Origin of the sequence: Ensifer sp. ENS09, from assembly GCF_014852425.1 — a bacterium.
Lineage (GTDB): Bacteria > Pseudomonadota > Alphaproteobacteria > Rhizobiales > Rhizobiaceae > Ensifer.
The window spans coordinates 337117-354261 of the sequence record NZ_JACVBP010000005.1; the positions used below are offsets into that span (position 1 = coordinate 337117).

Below are 17145 nucleotides of genomic sequence, written 5' to 3' on the forward strand. Positions count from 1 at the left end.
CGCCGTGCGTTCGCGCTTGACGTTCCGCGACACCGCGCTTTCTATCTCGCCTGGGTGTGAATTCGGGCTGGGAGTGGACCATCATGACTGACGATACGCAGCCGCCGGAAACCAAGCTGACGACGACGAAGCGGCGCTGGGCCGCCGCCGGCAAATTCCTGACGGGGCGGATCGTGCGCCCCGAGGACGAGCGCCTTCCGCCTGGGCAACATCTGGTCAAGGACTGGCCGGTGCTCGACCTCGGCCAGCAGCCGATGATCCGGACGGAAAGCTGGCGGCTCGATATCACCGGGCACATCGAGCATCCATTGTCGCTCGATTGGGCCGCGTTCAAGGCCTTGCCGCAAAGCGACCGGCTCTCCGACATGCATTGCGTGACGACCTGGTCCCGCTACGACAACCGCTGGCAGGGCGTGGCCACACGCGATCTGCTTGACCAGGTGATGCCGAAACCCGAGGCGAGCCACGTCATGCTGACGAGCTATGACGGCTACACCACGAACATGCCGCTTGCGGACTTCGCCTCCGAAGACGCGATCCTTGCGACCGACTGGGAGGGCCAGCCGATCGGCCGTACCCATGGTGGACCGATGCGGCTCGTCGTTCCGCATCTCTATTTGTGGAAGAGCGCCAAGTGGCTGACGCGCATCGACTTTCGCGAAGGTGACATGCCCGGCTTCTGGGAGCGCAACGGCTACCACAGGCGTGGCGACCCGTGGCGCGAGGAGCGCTACTCGGACGATTGATCGGGGCGGGCGAAGGCCTGACGACCGCCGCCCGGCGCGTCCGGGTCCAGAAGCGACTGCAGCCCCGCAAGCTGGTAGCGCCAGAAGAGCGCTATGGCCGACTGGATGGACGGAGCGTCACGGTATTCACTGAGCGTATCGGCAATGGTGTCCAGGGTTCGGGTGAAGGTTCGCTCGAGCATGAAGCCCATCAGTGGCGTCAGGGCTTGCTCGCCGCCCTTGTCGGTCAGATAGCCGGAAGCCAGCCGCATCATCTCCCGGATCATCAGCTTGCGGACATGGGCGTAGCGCGTGCCGTCGGCGCCGCGAAGCAGGATTAGCACCACGAGCCGCTGTTCGATCCAGAAGGACAGCAGTGCCCGGGCGTGCTCGGATCCGGAAGCATCGGCCTCCAGCCAGATGCCAACTGACCGCAGTTCCCGCACGCGGGCGCGCAGCAGGCGCAACAATTGCCCGGCAAGCGCCGGTGTTACGATCTCATAAAACAGCGCTTCCTTGTCGGCGACGTATTTGTAGATGTTGCTCGAGCTGGTGCCCGCCCGTTCCGCCACATCGGCGAGTCGGGCCTTTTCGAAGCCTTGCTCGGCAAACACCGCAGCCGCAGCCGCAAGCAGCCGCTCACGCACTTCCTGCTTCAGACGCTGAGGCATGCGAGCCTTCCTGCAAGCTCGACCAGCCTTGGTTGCCAAGGGGCCGCTTCTTCCAGCTGGAAGGCAAGCGACAAGAGCAGCGCGTCCTCGCCGGCTGCCGCCGCGAAATGGCAGCCGACCGGCAGCCCCTCGGGCGACCAGAAAAGCGGCACCGACATCGCGGGCCATCCGGCAAAGGAGGCCACGTTGGTGAAACCGGCGAGGCGTTCGGTAAAAGCGATGAGTTGGTCCGGATCCTCGGTCGGGCCTTGCGTCCCCAGCGGAAAGGCCGTGAAGGGAACCGTGGGCGAAAGCAGCACGTGATAGCCGGAGATCGCCTGATTTGCGCTCGCCCCGGCCTTCATCGTCGCGCCGATCGCCTCCGTGATTGCCGTCTCCGGCAGCCGCCGGGCCCGGCTCACGAGCTCGACCGTGTAGGGCTCGAACAAGGTCTCATCAAAGGCGCCACCCTTGGCGGCTGCGATCTGGTCGAACAGGCCGGAAAGAACAATTCCGGTCAGGTTGAAGAAGGCGCGGCTGGTTTCCTGCGCGTTGATGTCAGGGCCCACGCATTCGAGGACCTCGTGCCCCAAGGCCGTACATAGCGTGATCGTCGCGTTGAGCGCGTCCTCGACCACTTCGGACACGCCGCGCCCGAAGACATCGTGGCGATAGACGCCGATGCGCAGACGTTTCTGCGGGCCACGGCGCATGTCGTCGATCGCAGGCAATGGTTGGGTCAGGTCCAGCCGTTCGGTTGCCGCCAACCACGCGGCGCTGTCGCGCACGGAGCGGCTGACGCAGTGATCGCTGATCAGCCGCGCCGTCGGCATCGCCGGCGGCAGGCCGGCATTCACCGTGCGGTCGCGGCTCGGCTTGAAACCGAAGAGCCCGCAGAAGGAGGAGGGGCCACGGATCGAGCCGCCCCCGTCGGACGCGTGGGCGATCGGTACCATGCCCGAGGCAACGGCCGCCACCGCGCCGCCCGACGAGCCGCCGGTCGAAAGAGCGAAATTCCACGGATTGCGCGTGGCGCCATGGGCGAGGGTCTCGGTGGTGCCGAGCAGGCCGAACTCCGATGTGGTCGTCTTGCCAAGAACGATCAGACCGGCCTTATCGAGAGCGTCCGTGTAATCCGAACCGCCTTGGGCGGGCTGTCCCTTGAAGAGGCGCGAGCCGAAGCCGGCCGCGTGGCCGGGATAGGCAAGCAGGTCCTTGAGCAGGGTCGGCACGCCTGCAAACGACATGTTCGCTTGCGGCCGAAAAGCGCGGGCGCACTTGCGCGCGTGGTCGAAATCCGTGGATGCAAGCGCGTTGACGTGCGGCTCGCGCCTTTCGATGCGCCGGATGGCGGCTTCGACGAGTTCGAGCGGTGAGGCTTCACCCGTCGAGACAAGATGGGCCTGTTCGGTCGCGTCCAGCGCGGAAAAGTCATCCGATTCCAGTCGTGAGTGTTCGGGATTGGAGGCGCGCATCGGTCCAGCTTCCATTGACGATGAAAAGAGAATGATAGATTCTCTTTTCATCGTCAATGAGCGGTTGCATCCTCAAGCGACAGATTGCATCTTCCCGTCTCCTGCAATGCTGGTGCAATCCACTCCCCGCAAAGCTCGTGCAACGTTTCAACAAAGGACGTTGTCGATGCGCCTGGCGATTTTACCGATGTGGTTGATCCTTTTCAGCGCGAGCCCAAGTCATGCCGAAGAAAAGGGAATGTGGATTGCGGACAATCCGTATCGGACCGTGCAGCCTTTGTACGATCCCTGTCGTGATGCTCGGCTAAGTGATGGAACGCCGCGAACCTGCGCCGAGATCAGGCGCATGTACCGGCATGGAAGAGGCGGCTGGTCCGAAGAGGACCATCGCCTGGATGCATGTAGCGACGGGCGCGTCAGCGACGGCCGGCCGCGCACATGCCGGGAACTGCTTGAATGGATGGAGCGTCGTTGATGAAGGCAGAGCGCAGAGACACCGTGTCGAAGCTTGGACAGGTTTTCAGATTAGTGCTTGGGTATCTGTCCTGGCCGCTGGTGTTTTTCGGCGGACTGCTCGGCGCGCACTACGCGTTCGCGAGCGCAAAGCCGATGGTCGGATTTGTGGCGGTCTATGCGGGCGCCGTCTTCATCCTCTTTCTTCTCGAGCGCTACATTCCCTACGAGCGGGGCTGGCTTCAGTCGGACGGCGAAACGGTGAATGACATCGGCCACACGCTGGCGACGAAGGGCCTGCTGCAGGCGGCTGGCCTGATCGCCGCCGTCTTTCCCATGTACGCCGCCAACATCCTGCAGCCGCTCGCAGCGCTCAAGTTTGGTCTCTGGCCATCGGATTGGCCTATGGTGCTTCAGGTGGCGCTTGCGGTGGTCGTCGCCGAATTCGGCCTCTATTGGTCGCATCGGATCGCCCACGAAAAGCTGTTCTTCTGGCGGTTCCACGCGCTGCATCACAGCGTCGTTCGCCTCTGGGTCATCAATACCGGCCGCTTCCACGTGGCCGATTCGCTGTTCAAGATCGCCATGAGCCAGATCCCGCTTTATTGCCTCGGCGCTCCCCTGCACGTTTTCTGGTGGCTAGGCGCGGTCACGGCCTTCATGGGCATTCTCACCCATTGCAACGTCGACATGCGCACAGGTCCCTTCGACTATCTCTTCAGCACGCCGCGGCTGCACCGCTGGCACCATTCGAAGGACCTCCGAGAGGGCAACATGAACTACGGCGAGAACGTCGTGGTCTGGGACCTTTTGTTCGGCACCTACTACAATCCGGACCGTCCGTCCTCGACCGACATCGGCATCAAGGGCCAGATCGCTCGAGGCTTCCTGGCGCAACTGGCGCAACCCTTCACCAAGAACGGCGTGCGCGAAATCCTCGGCCTCCCGAAGCGACGCTCATGAAAATGCGCAAGCATGCCCGGTCTTCAACCGGGCATGCTTGCGCAACAGCTAGGCCGCGAAGGCCGGCTTGCGGGCGCCGATCCTCAAGACGTAGTAGATCGCCCCGCCGATGGCGACCCCGAAGAACCAGCCGTAAATCCCCCACCAGGCCGGCAGGATGTTGGTGAACGTCGGCAGGATCGAGGAGAACAGTGCGCCGATCGCAAAGGCGATGAAGGCGCTACCGTGCCAGCCGCCCTGGAAGCGGAACTCGCCATCCTCGTGATAGAGCGCCTCGACATTCAGCTGGCCGCGGCGGATCAAATAATAATCCACCATCATCACCCCGAAGATCGGCCCCATGGTCGAACCGATAAAGTTGACGAAGTGCGCGGCACCCGTTTCCCAAGGGGCGAAGGGGTAGAGGATGAGGGCGATGAGGGCCGCGATGTAGCCGCCGCGCTTGAAATTGATCTGTCGCGGGAAGACGTTGGCGAAGTCGAAGGCCGGCGACACGAAATTCGCGACGACGTTGATGCCGAGGGTGGCAACGGCAAAGGTGAGTGCGGCAAGCAGCGCCAGGAACCAGCTGTCGAATTTCGCCGAGATCTGGTCCGGATGCAGCAGCACTTCGCCGTAGACGGCAAATGCAGCGGTCGTCGTCACGCCGGCAACCAGGCAGAAGGCGAGCAGGTTGATCGGCAGGCCCCAGAGATTGCCCTTGCGCAGGGTCTTCACGTCGGTCGCATAGCGCGAGAAGTCGCAGAAGTTCAAATAGAGCGCTGCGAAATAGGTGATACAGGTGGCAGCAACCGCCGCAAGTGCGGGGAAAGTGCCCGGTTCCCACGGAACGCCCGCGTCTTTGGTTTTCTCGATGAGCACGTCGCGCGGGATTTCCGAGCCGAAGGAGAAGGTGCCTGATTTGACGATCAGGTAGACGGCAAGGATCAGCATCATGATCCAGACCGCCGGGCCGGCCCAATCCTGGAACTTGCGCACGGTTTCCATGCCTCGCTGGATGATGAGCAATTGCAGCGACCAGACGACGACGTAGCAGATGACCTCAAGCGTCGAATGACCGAGCATGTGGCTGTTCTGGTGAAATGCCAGCATGCTTTCGTTGCGAATGAGAAGCGCGACGATGGCGCCGGACGCGGCAGCCGTCTGTGCGCCATACCAGAAGCAGGCGACCACGGCGCGAACGAGTGCCGGTACGTTGGCACCGAAGGTGCCGAAGGAGGCGCGGGCGAGAACGGGGAAGGGCACGCCGGTTCGCACGCCCGCGTTGCCGACGAGGCTCATCAGGAAGAAGATCACCAGCGATCCGATGCCAATGGCGATGACGAAGTTTATGAAGCTGCCGCAGAGCAGGAACAGGCTTGCCGCGAGGTAATAGCCCCACAGGCTATGCACGTCGGATGTCCAAACATTGAAGATGCTGAAAGCGCCCCACCGGCGCTCTTCGGCCGGTGCCAGATCCTCGTTGTACAACGAGGGCGACGGATCGCGTACTGCCATGTCTTCCTCCGTATTTCCGCCGGGTCCCCCTCGGACCCAAGCCTTGATTCTGCTCCCGTTTTGAGTCGTTGCAAAAGTCTTTTTGGATTGCCGAGAGGCGGGAAGCCGGTCGTGGTCGAATATAGCCAAGCTCCCTTCGATCAAAGCGACCAACAGGAGACAGCCGCGAGAGATCGCGTATATCCCATTGACATATCCTGCGACTGAAACCACCTTGGATATACGCAAGGTATATCCCGGAGGCGGCAATGTCTGAACAGGGCGCAGTTTTTCTCAGCAACCGCAGTCAGGCAATCCGGCTGCCGAAGGCCGTGGCGCTTCCGGAGGACGTCAAACGTGTCGATATTGTCGCGGTCGGGCGAACGCGGATCATTACGCCCGCTGGCGAAGCCTGGGACAGCTGGTTCGATGGCGAGCCCATAACAGCCGATTTCATGGTGGAGAGAGAGCAGCCGGAGGCCCAGGAGCGCGAGGCACTCTGATGCTGAAATACATGCTCGACACGAACATTTGCATCTACACGGTCAAGAACCGGCCGCAACAGGTTCGCGAGGCGTTCAACAGGCATCACGGACAATTGTGCATCAGCTCGATCAGTTTGATGGAGCTGATCTATGGCGCCGAAAGATCCGCCATGCCCGAGCGCAACCTATGGGTTATAGAGGGCTTTGCCGCACGTCTTGAAGTGCTCAACTATGATCAGGGGGCAGCGACCCATACCGGACAGTTGCGTGCCGAACTCGCCCGCAGCGGAACTCCTATAGGGCCTTACGATCAGTTGATCGCTGGTCATGCACGCTCTCAAGGTTTGATCCTGGTGACCAACAACCGCCGGGAGTTCGATCGCGTGCCCGGCTTGCGCGTCGAGGATTGGACCGCAGCACCCTGACGCTCCCCGTCTCTACGCGCCGAGCCTGTCCCGCTCGGCAAGTCGCCAGGCGCGCGGCGTCATGCCCGTCTGGCGTAGGAAGAAGCGGGAGAAATATGCCGGATCGGCAAAGCCGAGGCGGAAGCTGATTTCCTGCACGCTGGCGCGGGTGAAGACGAGTTCGCGCCTCGCCTCTCCGACGAGCTTTCGCGAAATCATTTCGTGCGCGCTGAGCCCGGCGATGGCGCGCGTGATCCGGTTGAGATGAGTGAGAGACAGGCCGAGTTCGCGGGCGTAGGCGGCGGCCGGCCAATGGGTGCGATAGTGTTGCTGCAAAAGCGCCTGGAAGCGCTGGACCCGCCGTTCGTTTTCACTCTCGCTGCTGTCATCCCGCTCGTCGCTCGTCTCGTCGAGACGTGCCGTCAGCGTCAGGGCAGCGGTCAGATAGGCGTCGAGAAGATCGGCGCGGTTGCTGCGGCTGGTCTCCCATTCCCTGGCGAGGCGCGTGAGCGTTGCGGCGATGTAGGCCGCATCCTCGCCACCGCCGAGCCGGATCAGATGCGGGGCGGCGAGCCAGGCGCCAAGGCGGCTGCGCTCGCCGGGCGTCGTCTTCAAATGTGATGCGAGGATGGTGAAGACGAAGCCGTCGATGTCACGCGAGAAGCGGAAGCCGTGGCTCAGCGCCGGCGGAACGGTGATGACGACAGGCGGTTTGATCATGTTGACCGCGTTGCCGAAGACGGCATCGCCGGAGCCGCCGGCAATGTACAAGATCTGAAAGAAACTCTCGTGCCGGTGTAGCCCGATCTCCCAGTGGTAGAGGCTGCTTCGTGAAGGGATCGTCTCGCAATGCAGCCAGAAATCCGGCCGTTCTCCGGACTTTTCGCCGTAGAGCTCGTAGGTCGGAACCGTCTTCTTCATGCCACACATCCTGAAGCCATGTTCGATTTGTGCAATTTCATGGCGGATTTGTCCATTGAGGGCGAAGCCGGCCCGGCGCAGATTTTGCCAAAAGACAATTCTGACAAAGGGTAATTCCGGAGGAGAGCATGCGCACCAAGGTCGTCATCATCGGGTCGGGCCCGTCAGGTCTTCTGCTCGGCCAACTGCTGACGGAGGCCGGCATCGACAACGTCATTGTCGATCGTGTCAGCAAGGACTACATCCTCGGTCGCGTGCGCGCCGGCGTGCTGGAGGAAGGCACGGTCGGTCTGATGGATCGCGCCAGGGCCGGCGCACGTATGCACAAGGAAGGGCTGCCGCATGACGGCTTCTCGCTCGCCTTCGACGGTCGCGACCACCGTATCGATCTCAAGCATCTGACTGGCGGAAAACGCGTCATGGTCTATGGCCAGACGGAACTGACACGCGACCTGATGGAGCATCGCGGGCATTCAGGGGCCGTCACGATCTACGAGGCGGCCAATGTCGAACCGCATGACTTCGATGGCCACCAGCCCTATGTGACCTTCGAGAAGGATGGCGCCACGCAGCGCATCGATTGCGACTTCATCGCCGGTTGCGACGGCTTTCACGGCGTCAGCCGCAAGGCCGTGCCGCAAAAGGCGCTCAAGACCTTCGAGAAGGTCTATCCTTTTGGTTGGCTCGGTATCCTCGCCGACGTGCCGCCGGTCGATCACGAACTGATCTATGCCAACCATCCGCGCGGCTTCGCGCTCTGCTCGATGCGTTCGACGACGCGCAGTCGCTACTACATTCAGTGCGCGGTGAGCGAGAAGATCGAGGACTGGTCCGACGAACGCTTCTGGGACGAACTGCGCCGGCGCTTGCCGCAACACCATGCCGAAGCAATGGTGACCGGACCGTCCTTCGAAAAATCGATCGCGCCGCTGCGCTCCTTCGTTGCCGAGCCGATGCGTTTCGGCCGATTGTTCCTGGTTGGGGACGCCGCCCATATCGTGCCGCCGACGGGTGCGAAGGGCCTGAACCTGGCCGCCAGCGACGTGCACTATCTCTTCGAGGGGCTGCTCGAACACTACCAGGATCGCTCGAACGCCGGCGTCGACGCCTACTCGGCACGGGCGCTGGCGCGTGTTTGGAAGGCCGTGCGCTTCTCGTGGTGGATGACGACGATGCTGCATCGCTTTCCGGATACCGGCGATTTCGACCAGCGCATCCAGGAAGCCGAACTCGACTACCTGACCCATTCGGTGGCGGCCGAGACAGCGCTGGCGGAGAACTATGTCGGCTTGCCCTACTGAGCGGCGGCGGCGCGCTCGGCCCATTCCCCTCTGAGCAGGCCGTAGATTGCCGTGTCCCACCTGGCATCGCCGACCCTGGCGGAGGAGCGCCGAACGCCTTCTTCCTGAAAGCCGAGGCTGCGGTAGGTGCGGATCGCCGCCTCGTTGAAGGTGTAGACGTTGAGTTCCAGCCGCTCGAAGGCAGGGTCGGCGAAAAAGCGGCGGGTCACTTCGCTGAGGAATGGCCGGGCGAGGCCCTGTCCGCGCATGCGCGGATTGATTGCAATTCGGGCGAGGCGGCCGACGCCGTTTGCCCAGTCGAGCGCCACCTGCGCATGGCCGGCGAGCTTGCCGTCGACGATCCCTGCAAACATCAGGCGCTCGGCTTCGGCGCCTTCGGTCCCGGCGAGCATCGCCTCGAGCTGCGCTGCGTCCAGCGGAAAGGAGAGGCCGGGGCCGCCCCATTGGACCAGCGCCTCCAGGCTCGAAAACCAGTCGAGCATCTCGGGAACATGCGCTTCGGAAAATGCGTCAACACGGAGGGGAGTGGTCGGCATGGATCACCAGTTCTGTCGGGCCCGCAATCTCGGTTTCTGATCGAGGCTTGTAAAGCCGCGAAATCCCGCGGGCCGCCACACGCGAACTCAAACCGTCTCCATTGCTTGTCGCATGTCGTGGACCGTCGCGCGGGTCGCCTCGACATAGGCGTCGACCAGATGACGGTTCCGCGTGTCGCGCAACCAGCAGAGGCTGAGATCCGATGGGATGCTGGGGAGGAACGGCCTGATCGTCAGCCGGTCGCGTTGGCCAAAGGCGAAGACGGGGTCGACGATGGCGATCCCGAGCCCGTTGGCGACCATTTCACACACCGCCGGCGCCAGTGTCGCGTCCATGATGTAGTTCAGGCGCGTGCCATAGGTATCGAGCGTACTTTCGATCTTCTGCCGGATGCGATTGTCGGCGGCAAAGCCGATATAGGGTTCGCCGTGGATGTCGCTGGGCACGATCTCCTGTTTCGCGGCAAAGCGATGATCGCGCGGCGCGATGCAGACGAGATCCCCACCGCGCAGCGGCACGCACTCGATGTAAGGGTTGTCCGTGTTGCGATTGATGAGGCCGATATCGACCTGCTTGGACAGCAGCCATTCGACGATGAACTGCGAACTGCGAATCACCACCGAGATATAGGCGTCGCCGTGCCCGGCGAGGAAACGCTTGTTGGTGTGGCTGATGAAGAGGCCTGAGAGCGCCGGCATCACGCCGACCGAGATCTGCCCCAGTTCCTCGCGCCGGATCAGGTCGACGGCGCGCTCGATCTGCTTGATGCCGGCGAAGACGCGATCGATCTCCTTGTAGAGCCGCATCCCATGCTCCGAAGGAATGAGCCGCCCCTTGATGCGCTCGAAGAGTTCAAGCTCCGTATCTTCTTCCAGATGCGCCAGCAGTTTGCTCACAGCGGGTTGCGAGATGTGCAGGACTTCCGCGGCACGGCTGACCGTGCCGCATTCGATGACGGCCTTGAGAGCCTCGATTTGTCGTAGGTTCGGTGCGCGCTTCATTTCATAACTTCATGCAGGTCCGAATTGGCTCCAGCCTAGCTTTGCGCGCGCAGGTTGACAATGCGTCTGCCCGGGGCCCCTGCAAAATATCGCCATTCCCCGTCCCAGCACAAATCCTAGCCTATAACCTTTTGGAATGGACGCAGACTCAAAAACAATTAGACGGGTCAAATTTGCTGCGCTTATCTCTAGGCAGGCTGCAACCGGATCGATCCGGTTGCGCGATTGGCGACGGGATCAGGATAGCGCTTATGCGGCGCACTGACGCCATCAGGTCACGCTGGGAGGCGAGAGGAGGAACAATGATTATCGGGCAGAAAATCAATCGCAGGAGCGCGCTCAAGCTGTTGGGGGCAGGGGGCGCTACGATGCTCGCCGCGCCTTACATCCGGTCGGCGCATGCGCAGAGCTCGGTTCTCAACATCACCACCTATGACAAGTTCCTGCCGCAGGACTTCATCGAGCAGTTCCAGAAGGATAGCGGCATCGAGGTTCGCATCCGCCTGACCGACGACCAGGGCAAGCAGTACAACCTCTTGACGGCGGAGGGCGCAAACCCGACGACCGATATCGTCACGGTCGCGGGCCACCGCTACGGGCAGTTCATCGGCTCGAAGCTGGTGCAGGCGCTGGATACGGCAAAGCTGCGCAACTGGTCGAACCTCAATCCCGCCTATCAGGATGCCGCCTGGGCGCGCTATGAGGGCAACCTCTGGGGATTGCCGATCCTTGCCGGCTACGAAGGCCTCGTTCGCAACACCGACTACGTGCCGGAAGCCGACAGCTGGGGCATCATGTTCGACGAGAAGTACGAGGGCCTGACCGCTTACATGGCCGGCGATTTCATGTCGATCACCATGAAGTATCTCGGCCATGACGGCGACTTCGTCACCTACACCGACAAGGTCGAGGCGGCCCAGCAGGCCGCCAGCGAAGCGCGCGACCACCTGATCAAGCACAAGCATATGGTTCGCAAGTATTACGATGCGGCCAGCGAAGTGCAGCAGATGTTCATCAACGAGGACATCCACCTGGCGCAGGCCTGGTCGGGTCCTGCCGCCAAGCTGATCATGGACGGCGTGCCGGTCAAGCTCTCCGTTCCGAAGGAAGGCACCTACGGGTTCTGCTACACGCTGAACATCGTCAACAACGCGCCCAATGCCGAGAACGCCTACAAGCTGTTCGACGCGATCCTCGCCAATCCCGAGGTCGGCGCGGCGATGACCCGCACCTCCGGCTTCAGCTCGACGATCTCTGGCGTCGACAAGCTGCTCGACGACAGGGAGCGGCTGGCATCGACGCTGCCGCAGGAAGAGCTCGAGCGCGTCACCTTCTTCAGCTCGCTCAATCGCTCGATGAAGAACGAGATCATCGATCGCGCCGTCGCGGAACTGAAGGCCGCCTGAGCAATCGCATCGTGACGACTGACTGACCGACCTCGCCGTGGCGGCGGGGTCGGAACGGTGACGCATGTCCTGCCAACACCCGTCGGGTCGCGGACAAGCTTTGGGATTAAAACAATGGCCGTGGGAACACATGCGGCAGGTGGCGGTATCCCCGTCCGCGCCGCGCACATGAAATACTCGACCGGTGTCGCGAGGGTGATCAACTCACCGCTCTATCGCTACACTCTGGGCGCGGTTGCCGAGTGGCGATATGGGCGCATCCTGCTTCTGGCCGGCGTGCCGGTCGTCTGGATGCTGATGATGCACATCGGCCCCATCTACGAAATGCTGCGCATCAGCCTGCTCTCCAGCTATCCGCCGCAGCCGGGCGTGGAGGCCGAATTCACGTTCGACAACTACGCGCTCTTCTTCAGTGAAAAGCTCTACTGGATGCCGCTGCTGCGCAGCTTCATCTATGCCTCCATCGCAACGGCCGTCACCTTGGTCGTGGTCTATCCGGTCGCCTACTACGTGGCGAAGGTGGTTGCGACCGGCAACAGGTCGCGCGCGCTCCTCCTGCTCTTGGCGCCGTTCTGGGCAGGCGAAATCATCCGCATCTTCTCGGTCATCATGCTTCTCGCCAATCGCGGTGCCGTCAACGTGCTGCTGCGGGAGATCGGCCTGACCGAGCGTCCGATCCAGATGCTCTACACCTCGTTTTCGATCAGCTTCGGCCTGGTCTACATGGTCTGTCTCTACATGCTGCTGCCGCTCTATTCGGCGATCGAGAAGATCCCGAAGTCGCTACTCGACGCCTCGGCGGATCTCGGCGCGGGGCCGTTCACGCGCTTCCGCCGCATCATCCTGCCGCTTTCGCGCGATGGCATCGTGTCGGGATGCTCGCTGGTCTTCCTCACCTGCATGGGTGTGTTCGCCGCTCCCATTCTTCTCGGCGGGCCGACCACCAGCATGTTCTCCGAGACGATCAGCAGCTTCTTCCACGGCGCCAGCAGCCGTTGGCCGGCCGGTGCCGCCTTCGCGATGATCATGCTTGCCGCATCCCTCGTCACCGTAGGTCTGTTCATGCGGGTCGTCGGCGGCTCGAAGCAAAGGACATTCTGATGCGCGCCATGTTTCACGATTGGCCGGGACTGGCTCTGAAGTCCTTCTACTGGCTGTTTGTCCTGTACCTGTTTCTGCCGCTGTCGCTGATGGTGGCGGTCAGCTTCAAGGATGCGAGCTTCATTTCGTTCCCGCTCGGTAACCTGACGATCGACTGGTATGCCAAGGTTATCAAGGACAAGCAGTTCCTGGACGCTTGCCTCTACACGATCATGATCGCCGCGGCGACGACCGCCATCGCGACGGTCATCGGCGTCTGGATCGCGATGCTGATCGGGTCGCTGCGGGGCGCCGCTCAATACGTGGCCTTTGCCGTCGCCTGCCTCCCGGCCGTCGTGCCGGGCATGATCTCGGCGATTTCGCTGCGCATCTTCATCACCACCATCGACCTGCCGACCGGCACGGTCGCCATCATCCTCGGCCACGTCGTCCACGCGGTGCCCTTCGTGGTGGTCATGGTGCTGACGCGGCTGCGCTCGATGCCAGGCAATCTCGTCGATGCCGCCCGCGATCTCGGTGCCGACAGCATCGTCACCTTCTTCCGCGTCACGCTCCCCTACCTCGGACCGGCCATCTTCGGCGGCATGATCTTCTGCCTGCTGCTGTCGAGCGATGACTTCGTCCGCACCTTCTTCCTCGGCGGGTATCGCCCGACGCTGCCGATGCTGATCTTCGCCCGCGTGCAGTCCGGCATGTCTCCGGAAATCAACGTCATGGCGACGCTCGTCCTGGTCGTGACCGCCGTGGTCGGGCTCTACGCAGAATATCTCACACGTCGTTCGAGGATCCGCTGATGCAACCGGTTGTTCAGTTCGAAAATGTCCGCAAGAGCTTCGGCAGTTTTGTCGCCGTCGATAATCTCAACCTCAACATCGAACGCGGCAAGTTCGTCACCCTGCTCGGCCCCTCCGGCTGCGGCAAGTCGACGACGCTGCGCATGCTCGGCGGGTTCGAAACGCCGACGGAGGGCCGCATTCTGCTCTCCGGCCGCGACGTGACAATGGTTCCGCCGAACCGGCGCAACGTCAACATCGTGTTCCAGGATTACGCGCTGTTCCCGCACATGTCGGTCGCAAAGAACATCGCCTTCGGCCTGGAGCTGAAGGGCGTCGACCAGAAACAGATCCAGAGGCGTGTCTCCGAACTCCTGGAACTCGTGCAACTGCAGGATTTTGCCGGCCGCCTCCCGTCCGAGCTGTCGGGCGGCCAACGTCAGCGTGTTGCGCTCATGCGCGCCTTGGCGCCGGATCCCGATGTTCTGCTTCTGGACGAGCCGCTCTCGGCGCTTGACGCCAAGCTTCGCCAGACCATGCAGATCGAGCTCAAGGCGATCCAGGAACAGACGGGCAAGACCTTCATGTTCGTGACCCACGACCAGGAAGAGGCGCTCACCATGTCGGATACGATCGTGGTCATGAACAATGGCCGGATCGAGCAGATGGGCGATCCGGCGAGCCTCTACAAGCGGCCCGGTTCCGCCTTCGTGGCGACCTTCCTCGGCGAAACCAATCTGTTGCAGTCGGATGTCGTCGGCACCGAAGCCGGCGAAGCGGCGGTGCGGTGGAACGGCATGACGATCAAGGCGTCGGCCGGCGCGCTGTCTCCCAAGGCAGGCGATGCGATCTATGTCGTCCTGCGGCCGGAAGCGATCCAATGTTCGGCGCAGGAACCGGGCGTCGCCAACCGGATCCGGGGGCGCATCCGCCAGCGGGTTTTCAAGGGCAACCACACATCGCTCAAGGTCGAGATCGGCGAGGGGCATCTGCTCAACGCGCTCGTTCATCCAAGCGAGGTGGAAGGCCTCAGCCGCGACGACATCTGGGTCGGCTGGTCGTCCGAAGCGACCACGCTCATCCCCGCCCGCAACGCGGCTTAGCCGCTACATCTCGACGGCGGGCGCCCGGCTGCGCCCGCTACCCGATATCAATGAAAGTGGAAAACGACATGCGCGTAGGTATCGCAGGTGCTGGCTCTATTGCCTTTGGCACCGCTGCACTTCTTGAAAAACTGGGACACAAGGCAACGCTCTGGTCGCCGTCCGGCACCGGCACTGTGGCACTTGCCGAGGGAGAACGCCTCAGGGCCGAGGGCGCCATCGAAGGCACCTTCCTTCCGGCCGTTGCCAAGAGTGCGGAAGATCTCGTCCACGATACCGATGCGATCCTCATCGCGCTGCCGGCCTATGGCCACCGCTTCGTGCTGGACGCTATCGCGCCGCATCTGACCGCCGGCCAGGTGGTGATCTTCAGCTCGCACACTTCGTTCGGAGCGCTCTATCTCTCGTCGCTGCTGGCCGCACGCGGCATCACCTTGCCGATCGTTGCCTGGGGCACGACGATCGTCAGCGGCCGGAAGCTCGGCCCGGCGCTGGCGCATGTCAACACCATCCGCAAGCAGGTCGATCTGGCGACGGTTCCAGCATCGGAGAGTGCGCGCGGTCACGCGGTCTGCACGGCGCTTTTCGGCGAACATTTCGTCGATCGCGGCAGCCTGCTGGCGATCGCGCTTTCGAACCTCAACCCGCAAAACCACCTCGGCATCGCGCTCGGCAACATGTCGCGCATGGAGCGTGGCGAAAGCTGGGTGCAGGCCCAGAACGTCACCCCCAACATCGGTCGCCTATTGGAGAGGCTCGACCGTGAGCGGCTGGCCGTCGCCGAGAGGTTGCAGCTGAAGGTGCGTGACATCTTCCAGCATTTCCACCTGTCGTTCCATGTGCCGGTCAGCACCATCTCGCAGATGAACCAGGAAATGTACCAGGCCGGAAACAACGGCACGGGCCCTGCGACGGCCGATAGCCGTTACGTGACTGAAGATGTCCCCTTCGGTCTGGTGGTCACGGCGCAGCTCGCGCGTCTCGCCGGATGCCCGGCGGACCTGCACGAGGCGGGAATCCGCATCTTTTCGGCCATGTATGGCCGGGACTTCGAAGGCGAGAACGACCTCCTTCCGGAACTGGGTCTCGAGCAACTGGATCTCGAAGGGCTCGATGCGCTCTGCCGCACCGGCTTTCCGCCCGTTGCCGCTGTCGATCGAGCCGAGGGGCGTGCCTGAATGAGCGACCGCTTCCTGTCCCATCTCCGATCCGAACTCGAGGGCCTGAAGTCATCAGGGCTCTACAAGTCGGAGCGTGTGATCACCTCGAAGCAGGCCGGTGAGATTGCGGTCGCCTCGGGCGAGCGGGTGCTCAACTTCTGCGCCAACAACTATCTCGGCCTTGCCGACAACGAGGAGCTGGCCGTGGCCGGCAAACAGGCGCTCGACCGCTACGGCTACGGCATGGCCTCTGTGCGCTTCATCTGCGGTACGCAGGAGGAGCATAAACAGCTGGAAGCGCGCATCTCGTCGTTCCTCGGGATGGAAGACACGATCCTCTATTCGTCGTGTTTCGACGCCAATGGCGGCCTGTTCGAAACGCTGCTCGGTGAAGACGACGCGATCATCTCCGACGCGCTCAACCATGCCTCGATCATCGACGGCGTGCGGCTGTCGAAGGCCAAGCGCTTCCGTTATGCCAACAACGACATGGCAGCGCTTGAAGAGGAGCTGAAGAAGGCCGAGGGCAGCCGCTTCAAGCTGATCGCCACCGACGGTGTGTTCTCGATGGATGGCATCATCGCCAATCTCGGAGGGGTCTGCGATCTCGCCGACAAGTACGGCGCCATGGTCATGGTCGACGACAGCCATGCGGTCGGTTTCGTCGGCAGACATGGCCGTGGCTCCGCCGAACATTGTGGCGTCGAGGGCCGGATCGACATCATCACCGGCACGCTCGGCAAGGCGCTCGGCGGTGCCTCCGGTGGTTACACCTCGGCCAAGACCGAAGTGGTCGACTGGCTGCGCCAGCGCTCGCGTCCCTATCTGTTCTCCAACACGCTGGCGCCGGTGATTGCCGCGGCCTCGCTCAAAGTGTTCGATCTGATCGAGAACGGCGATGCGCTTCGCGAAAGGCTTTACGCCAATGCCAGCCTGTTCCGCGCCGAGATGTCGAAGCTCGGCTTCACGCTGGCCGGCGAAGGCCACCCGATCATCCCGGTCATGCTCGGAGATGCAGCCCTCGCGCAGGAGATGGCGGCACGCATGCTGAAGAAGGGCGTCTATGTCATCGGCTTCTCTTTCCCGGTGGTGCCGAAGGGCCAGGCGCGCATCCGCACGCAGATGTCGGCGGCCCACAGCGAACAGGACGTGCGCCGGGCGATCGCCGCCTTCGAAGAGGTCGGCCGCGACCTCGGTGTGATCTGAGGGAG

The 17145-nt window shown here is 62.7% G+C and carries 18 protein-coding genes; 12 read left to right on the top strand and 6 right to left on the bottom strand.

Features of this window, described 5'->3' with window-relative positions:
* The first annotated feature begins 83 nt into the window (after positions 1-83).
* Entirely contained in the window at positions 84-746 is a 663-nt protein-coding gene (locus IB267_RS26025; protein WP_192450410.1) for a sulfite oxidase-like oxidoreductase, read from the top strand.
* On the opposite strand, the gene IB267_RS26030 is transcribed toward IB267_RS26025, so the two are convergent.
* Together IB267_RS26030 and IB267_RS26035 are read right to left on the bottom strand one after the other, a co-directional pair.
* Positions 731-1396 carry a TetR/AcrR family transcriptional regulator gene (locus IB267_RS26030; RefSeq protein ID WP_192450412.1) on the bottom strand — a complete coding sequence of 222 codons (666 nt, stop codon included), beginning with the start codon at positions 1394-1396 and terminating at the stop codon, positions 731-733. The two genes, IB267_RS26025 and IB267_RS26030, sit on opposite strands and share 16 nt — an antisense overlap.
* Positions 1381-2850 carry an amidase gene (locus tag IB267_RS26035; protein WP_192450413.1) on the bottom strand — a complete coding sequence of 490 codons (1470 nt, stop codon included), beginning with the start codon at positions 2848-2850 and terminating at the stop codon, positions 1381-1383. The genes IB267_RS26030 and IB267_RS26035 overlap by 16 nt, the downstream gene beginning before the upstream one ends.
* Between IB267_RS26035 and IB267_RS26040 the strand changes: the two genes are divergently transcribed.
* Positions 2837-3325, top strand: coding sequence for a hypothetical protein (locus tag IB267_RS26040; protein ID WP_192450415.1), 489 nt, complete (start codon positions 2837-2839; stop codon positions 3323-3325). The genes IB267_RS26035 and IB267_RS26040 overlap by 14 nt on opposite strands.
* Complete coding sequence (locus IB267_RS26045) at positions 3325-4266, top strand: sterol desaturase family protein (protein WP_192450416.1); 942 nt, start codon at positions 3325-3327, stop codon at positions 4264-4266. The genes IB267_RS26040 and IB267_RS26045 overlap by 1 nt, the downstream gene beginning before the upstream one ends.
* 48 nt (positions 4267-4314) lie before the next feature.
* On the opposite strand, the gene IB267_RS26050 is transcribed toward IB267_RS26045, so the two are convergent.
* Positions 4315-5763, bottom strand: coding sequence for an NCS1 family nucleobase:cation symporter-1 (locus tag IB267_RS26050; RefSeq protein ID WP_192450418.1), 1449 nt, complete (start codon positions 5761-5763; stop codon positions 4315-4317).
* Positions 5764-6011: 248 nt separating this feature from the next.
* On the opposite strand from IB267_RS26050, the gene vapB reads away from it, so the two are divergent.
* Both vapB and vapC read left to right on the top strand, forming a co-directional pair.
* Positions 6012-6245 (top strand): type II toxin-antitoxin system VapB family antitoxin, encoded by a 234-nt coding sequence (gene vapB / locus IB267_RS26055; RefSeq protein ID WP_192450420.1) that lies wholly within the window; start codon positions 6012-6014, stop codon positions 6243-6245.
* Positions 6245-6652, top strand: a complete 408-nt coding sequence (gene vapC / locus IB267_RS26060) for a tRNA(fMet)-specific endonuclease VapC (RefSeq protein ID WP_192450422.1) — start codon at positions 6245-6247, stop codon at positions 6650-6652. The genes vapB and vapC overlap by 1 nt, the downstream gene beginning before the upstream one ends.
* Before the next feature lie 12 nt (positions 6653-6664).
* Here the strand turns inward: vapC and IB267_RS26065 are convergent, their stop codons facing one another.
* A complete protein-coding gene (locus IB267_RS26065) occupies positions 6665-7552 on the bottom strand; it encodes a helix-turn-helix domain-containing protein (protein ID WP_192450424.1) in 888 nt (295 codons plus the stop codon).
* Between the two features lie 128 nt (positions 7553-7680).
* Between IB267_RS26065 and pobA the strand changes: the two genes are divergently transcribed.
* Positions 7681-8853 (top strand): 4-hydroxybenzoate 3-monooxygenase, encoded by a 1173-nt coding sequence (gene pobA / locus IB267_RS26070; RefSeq protein ID WP_192450426.1) that lies wholly within the window; start codon positions 7681-7683, stop codon positions 8851-8853.
* On the opposite strand, the gene IB267_RS26075 is transcribed toward pobA, so the two are convergent.
* Together IB267_RS26075 and IB267_RS26080 are read right to left on the bottom strand one after the other, a co-directional pair.
* Entirely contained in the window at positions 8847-9389 is a 543-nt protein-coding gene (locus IB267_RS26075) for a GNAT family N-acetyltransferase (protein ID WP_192450428.1), read from the bottom strand. The two genes, pobA and IB267_RS26075, sit on opposite strands and share 7 nt — an antisense overlap.
* 87 nt (positions 9390-9476) lie before the next feature.
* Positions 9477-10391: a LysR substrate-binding domain-containing protein gene (locus IB267_RS26080; RefSeq protein ID WP_192450430.1), complete on the bottom strand. Its 915-nt coding sequence runs from the start codon at positions 10389-10391 to the stop codon at positions 9477-9479.
* Between the two features lie 368 nt (positions 10392-10759).
* Here IB267_RS26080 and IB267_RS26085 point away from each other — a divergent pair, with 368 nt between their 5' ends.
* From IB267_RS26085 to IB267_RS26110, 6 genes are all read left to right on the top strand, one after another.
* A complete protein-coding gene (locus IB267_RS26085; protein ID WP_246810844.1) occupies positions 10760-11797 on the top strand; it encodes an extracellular solute-binding protein in 1038 nt (345 codons plus the stop codon).
* Between the two features lie 114 nt (positions 11798-11911).
* The gene (locus IB267_RS26090; protein WP_156133980.1) at positions 11912-12898 is read left to right on the top strand and encodes an ABC transporter permease; all 987 of its coding nucleotides are present in this window, start codon (positions 11912-11914) and stop codon (positions 12896-12898) included.
* Complete coding sequence (locus IB267_RS26095; RefSeq protein WP_127889868.1) at positions 12898-13692, top strand: ABC transporter permease; 795 nt, start codon at positions 12898-12900, stop codon at positions 13690-13692. The genes IB267_RS26090 and IB267_RS26095 overlap by 1 nt, the downstream gene beginning before the upstream one ends.
* Positions 13692-14774, top strand: coding sequence for an ABC transporter ATP-binding protein (locus tag IB267_RS26100; protein WP_043612758.1), 1083 nt, complete (start codon positions 13692-13694; stop codon positions 14772-14774). The genes IB267_RS26095 and IB267_RS26100 overlap by 1 nt, the downstream gene beginning before the upstream one ends.
* A 68-nt stretch (positions 14775-14842) precedes the next feature.
* Positions 14843-15952 (top strand): NAD/NADP-dependent octopine/nopaline dehydrogenase family protein, encoded by a 1110-nt coding sequence (locus tag IB267_RS26105; protein ID WP_192450434.1) that lies wholly within the window; start codon positions 14843-14845, stop codon positions 15950-15952.
* On the top strand, positions 15953-17140 hold the full coding sequence (locus tag IB267_RS26110) for a glycine C-acetyltransferase (protein ID WP_192450436.1): 1188 nt from the start codon (positions 15953-15955) through the stop codon (positions 17138-17140).
* Positions 17141-17145 lie beyond the last annotated feature (5 nt).